The following is a 5,163-nucleotide window of genomic DNA, read 5'->3' on the forward strand; positions in this document are numbered from 1 at the left end:
AAGCCAAAGCCAAGGGCGGCAGAGGTTTCCATCTCGGAAGTAAAGGAGGCGTCGTTCAGCGTGAGCTTTTCGATCGCGTCGCGCAGCGGTTCGAAATCGGCAGCGTCCACCGGGAAAAGGCCGCAGAACACCACGGGTTGCGAGGGTTTGAAGCCCGCCAGCGCCGTTGCGCAGGGGCGGCGTTCATGGGTAATGGTGTCGCCCACCCGCGTATCGCGCACCTGTTTGATGCTGGCGGTGAAAACGCCGATCTCGCCCGGGCCGAGTTCACCGATCTCGACCATCTGCGGGCGCAGCACGGCGAGCCGATCGATGCCGTAAACGGCGCCGGTTTGCATCATCTTGATGCGGTCGCCCTTTTTCACCGAGCCATCCATGACGCGGATCATCACCACGACGCCAAGGTAGCTGTCATACCAGCTGTCCACCAGCATCGCCTTGAGCGGGGCTGTGGCGTCGCCCTTGGGGGCGGGCAAGCGCGTGACGATCGCCTCCAGCACGTCGGGGATGCCGAGGCCGGATTTGGCGGAAATGAGCACCGCGTCGTGGGCATCAAGCCCGATCACATCCTCGATCTGCTGCTTGACCCGTTCAGGCTCGGCCGCGGGCAGGTCGATCTTGTTCAGCACGGGCACGATTTCGTGGCCTGCATCCAGCGCGTGATAGACGTTGGCAAGGGTTTGCGCCTCGACGCCTTGGCTTGCATCGACCACCAGAAGCGAGCCTTCAACGGCGCGCATGGAGCGGGACACTTCGTAGGCAAAGTCAACGTGGCCGGGGGTGTCGATCAGGTTGAGCGTATAGGTGTGCCCGTCGCGCGCCTTGTATTCCAGCCGCACGGTCTGTGCCTTGATGGTGATACCGCGCTCGCGCTCGATATCCATGCTGTCGAGGATCTGCGCCTTCATATCGCGGTCGGCCACGGTGCCGGTCGACTGGATCAGCCGGTCAGCGAGCGTGGATTTGCCGTGGTCGATATGGGCCACGATGGAGAAATTGCGGATGCGATCTAGCTGGGTCATGGCGCGGCATATAGCGCGGCACGGGGGAGCGCGGAAGGGGGTATCGTGGGCGCGGGGCGCGGCCCGGTTTGCGGGTGCGGCGGGGGAATTAGCCTATGATGGCATACGGTAGAGCGGACGGTTCGCTTTTGCCCGCGCTATTCCAGTTTTGCCAGCATCTCTGCCGCCGCCGCCGCAGGGGTTGCGCGGCCCTCGGCTACGGCGTCGCCTAGGTGGGCGAGGGCGGCGCGGGCGGCGGGGTCATCGGTCAGGCGGGCGAGGAGCCCTGCGCGGACCTCGGCCTCGAACCAAGCGCGGGCCTGTTCGGCGCGGCGGGCGGTGAAATGGCCGTGGTCGCGCCGCCATGTGGCAAGCGCTTGCATTTCGGCCCAAGCGGCGGCTAGGCCTTGCGCTGCCAGCGCTGAAACCGCCAGCGCCTTGGGAAAGCCCTCGGGGTCTTGTGGGCGGCGGCGCAGCAGGCGCAGGGCGCCTGCGTAATCGGCCAGCGTGCGCAGGGCGGCGGGGCGCAGGTCGCCATCGGCCTTGTTGACCAATATCAGATCGGCGATTTCCATGATGCCGCGTTTGACACCCTGCAATTCGTCACCACCACCGGGCGCGAGCAGCAACACGAAGAGGTCGGTCATTTCCGCCACCAGCGTTTCAGACTGGCCGACGCCCACGGTTTCGATCAGCACCACATCAAAGCCTGCCGCCTCGCACAGCGCCACCGCCTCGCGCGAGCGGCGCGCGACGCCGCCCAGTTGCGCCTGACTGGGCGAGGGGCGGATGAAGGCAAGGGGGTCGCGGGCAAGGCGTTCCATGCGCGTCTTATCGCCGAGGATCGAGCCGCCCGAGCGCGCCGAGGAAGGGTCAACCGCCAGCACCGCGACGCGCAGGCCCTGCCCCGTCAGCATCAGCCCGAAGGCCTCGATGAAGGTCGATTTGCCGACGCCGGGGGTGCCGGAAAGCCCGATGCGCAGCGCCTGCCGCCCAGATTTTGCAAGCACTTCCAGCAGCTTGGTCGCCTCTGCCCGGTGATCGGCGCGCCCACTTTCTATCAAGGTGATGGCACGAGCAAGGGCGCGGCGGTCGCCCGCCAGCACGGTTTTTGCAGGGTCTGGATGCTGCATCCGGCGCTCCTCGTCAGCTTGACGAAACCGTCATAACAGTTGACGGGCTCGGGGGTTTCATGCCCGCTTTGGGGCGTGTATGTCCAGTGTCAGCGCCGATTTCGCGGCATAAAGGTGAGGTCGAAACGCATGAATGCGTTTAGCAGGTGCCGGAGCGGCGTGAGCGCCGCGCTTTTGGCGGGGATGCTGGCTATCGTGCCGGGGGCGGCACCCGCAGTGGAACAGACCGATCTGATCGTTTTCGATGTCGTGCTTAAAGGCATCCGCGCCGGGCGCTTGACGCTGACCGGAACCGTTGAGGGCACACATTACAGCGCCAATGGCACGCTTGAAAGCGCAGGGCTGATCCGGCTGGTGCGCAAGGTGAAATACGTGGCCGAGTCCGAAGGCACGACCAAGAATGGCCGCTACACGCCAAGCTACTATTCAGAGGTGGCCGATACCGGAAAGCGGGTTTCGGAATCGACGATGGAATACCGCGCCGGCGTGCCACAGGTTAAGGTTTACAACCCGCCGCGCGAGCCGCAGCAAACCGACGTGAAGCCCGAAACACAGGGCGGCACGGTGGACCCGCTGACCGCGCTTTACGCGACCCTGCGCGATGTGCCCGTCGCCGAGGCCTGCACGCTGGAGGTGCAGATGTTCGACGGCAAGCGCCGCTCGCAGATCACGCTGAGCAAGCCGGTGGTTGCGGATGACGGTATCGTCTGCGCGGGCGAATACCGCCGCCTGGCGGGCTTTAGCGAGAACGAGATGGCCGACAAGGTGGCCTTTCCCTTCCGGCTTTACTATGTGCCGGTCGGAGATGGCAGGATGCGAGTCAATCTGATCGAAACCGACACGACCTTTGGCGTAGGCTCTTTGCGCCGCCGCTAGGGCGTTCAGGCCGGTTCGAACACCCCAGCCTCGGCTTGCCACGCGTAGCGGCCCTTGTGCTGATCTGCAAATGAAGGCAGCGCGGCCAGCGCATCGAGCACGCGCGCGACATCGTCTTCACCCATCAGGAAGCTCAGGTTCACGCGCACAAAGCCGGGCTTGTCAACCTCGTCACCCGCCAAAATCGCTTCGCGCAGGCGGCGCGAGGTGGCAGCGTCGATGCCAAGCAGGCGGTGCCCGTAAGGCCCGGCGCAGGCACAGCCGCCGCGCGCCTGAACGCCGAAACCGTCGCTGAGCAGCCGGGTGGCCAGTTGCGGGTGCAGATAGCCACCCGCGCCATCGGACAGCATGAAGGAAAAGATCGGCAAGCGCGCGCAATCGGTGCGGCCCAGTAGCCGCAACCGGGGCGTGTCGGCAAAGGCCTTGATGCCGCGTGCTGCCAGTTCGCGGTTGCGCGCGTCGATGACGGATTGCCCGACTGCGTCTTTCACCTCAAGCACCAGCGCTGCGCGGATATCGCCGAGTATTCCGGGCGTGCCTGCCTCTTCACGGTCAACCACGTCGGAAAGGTAGTCATGCGCCTCGGGCGAGACAAAGCGCACTGTGCCGCCGCCGGGAAAGGTGGGGCGGCTGGCGCGCACCGCGTCGCGGCGGATCAACAGCAAGCCGGATGCGCCGGGGCCGCCGACGAACTTGTGCGGCGAAAGCGCTATGGCGTCGATTTCGACCCCCGGCGCGGGCTGCATCGAGATCGGCAAATAGGGGCCGCCGCCCGCATAGTCCCAGATCGCAAGCGCGCCTGCTGCCTTGAGGCGGCGGGTGACGGCTGCCACGTCGGTCAGGATGCCGCTGACGTTGGAAGCCGCCGAAAAGGCACCGATCACCAGCCCGTGTGCCTCGGCCAAGGCGGCGTCAAGCTCTGCCATACAGGGGCCGCCGGTTTCGGCCTCGGCGATCTCGACCACGCGCGCGCCGCTTTCGCGCCAGGGCAGGATGTTGGAGTGGTGTTCGTAAGGGCCGGTTAGCACCGTAACCTCTTGCCCCGCTTCGACCGCCTGCTGCACGCCCAACAGATGCACCAGCCGATTGAGCCCCGCAGTAGCCCCCGAGCCCGCAAAGATGACTGCGTGTTCCGGCCCGGCACCACAAAGTTCGGCCACCCGCGCCCGCGCCGCGCCGCGCAGTGCTGTGATACGCGCGCCGCAATACGAGGCTTCGGTATGGCTGTTGGCGTAGATCGGCAATACTTCGGTCAGCATCGTCAGTTCAATCGGCATCAGCGCCCGGCCCGAGGCCACGTAATCGGCATAAAGCAGTTTTTGCGGCCCGAAAGGCCCCTGAAACCCCAGATCGCGGCCAATTTCGGCCTCGTGTAGCACGGCGCGAATATCGCCCGCCCCAAGGTTGGCGCGGAAACGGGGAAAGAAAGAGGAAGCATCGGTCATTGCGTGGGCTTTCGGCATGCTGGAAGTTGCATGTAGTTTGACCTATGTTTTGCCCAATTGCTCTTGCTTTTGCACCGTTATAAGCAGGTATATTCGTTCACCTGCGCAGTTAAGAGGCGAAAATGGACCATTTTGACCAACAGATCATCGCCGCGTTGCAACGCGACGGTTCGCTGTCGCAACGCGCGCTGGCCGAGCAGGTGGGGCTTTCGCAAAACGCCTGCTGGCGCAGGGTGCAGCGGTTGAACGAAAGCGGTGTGCTACGGGGCACCACCGCACGAATCGCGGCAAAGGCGCTGGGGCTGGATCTGACCGTGTTCATGATGGTGCGCACACGCCACCACAACGCCGAATGGGCGCGCAATTTTCGCCAGCGAGTCGAGGCCATTCCCGAGATCGTGGAGTTGCATCGGATCGGCGGCGACTGGGACTATCTGCTGAAAATCGTCACCACCGGCATGTCGGGCTATGACCGCGTTTATCAGACCCTGATCGCCAGCGTTGATCTGGAAAAGGTGACGGGCTTTTTCTCGATGGAAACGATACTGGAAGGGCGGCCTTTGCCTGCGCCCGGGCCGCGCTGAGGTTTCAGGCGCGTTTGCCCTCTGCCGCGTCCAGCAGTGACAGAAGCCCGGTCAGCAGCGCCTTGGGGCTGGGCGGGCAGCCGGGGATGACCAGATCGACCGGCAGCACCGCCGAAACCCCGCC

5 protein-coding genes are annotated in these 5,163 nt (G+C 64.9%); 2 read left to right on the forward strand and 3 right to left on the reverse strand.

The window, feature by feature from the left end; genetic code table 11:
* Both ABY403_RS13100 and meaB read right to left on the reverse strand, forming a co-directional pair.
* The coding region (locus ABY403_RS13100; protein ID WP_372841273.1) for a GTP-binding protein at positions 1-1,022 on the reverse strand (1,022 nt) is incomplete at its 3' end.
* Between the two features lie 137 nt (positions 1,023-1,159).
* On the reverse strand, positions 1,160-2,134 hold the full coding sequence (gene meaB / locus ABY403_RS13105; protein WP_372841275.1) for a methylmalonyl Co-A mutase-associated GTPase MeaB: 975 nt from the start codon (positions 2,132-2,134) through the stop codon (positions 1,160-1,162).
* Positions 2,135-2,293: 159 nt separating this feature from the next.
* Here meaB and ABY403_RS13110 point away from each other — a divergent pair, with 159 nt between their 5' ends.
* Positions 2,294-3,010, forward strand: coding sequence for a DUF3108 domain-containing protein (locus tag ABY403_RS13110; RefSeq protein ID WP_372841276.1), 717 nt, complete (start codon positions 2,294-2,296; stop codon positions 3,008-3,010).
* 5 nt (positions 3,011-3,015) lie between these two features.
* On the opposite strand, the gene ABY403_RS13115 is transcribed toward ABY403_RS13110, so the two are convergent.
* Positions 3,016-4,455, reverse strand: a complete 1,440-nt coding sequence (locus tag ABY403_RS13115; protein ID WP_372841277.1) for an aminotransferase class V-fold PLP-dependent enzyme — start codon at positions 4,453-4,455, stop codon at positions 3,016-3,018.
* A gap of 122 nt (positions 4,456-4,577) precedes the next feature.
* Between ABY403_RS13115 and ABY403_RS13120 the strand changes: the two genes are divergently transcribed.
* The gene (locus ABY403_RS13120; protein ID WP_372841278.1) at positions 4,578-5,039 is read left to right on the forward strand and encodes an Lrp/AsnC family transcriptional regulator; all 462 of its coding nucleotides are present in this window, start codon (positions 4,578-4,580) and stop codon (positions 5,037-5,039) included.
* Positions 5,040-5,163: the final 124 nt, after the last annotated feature.

This window comes from Phaeovulum sp., from assembly GCF_041596715.1.
GTDB lineage: Bacteria > Pseudomonadota > Alphaproteobacteria > Rhodobacterales > Rhodobacteraceae > UBA6213.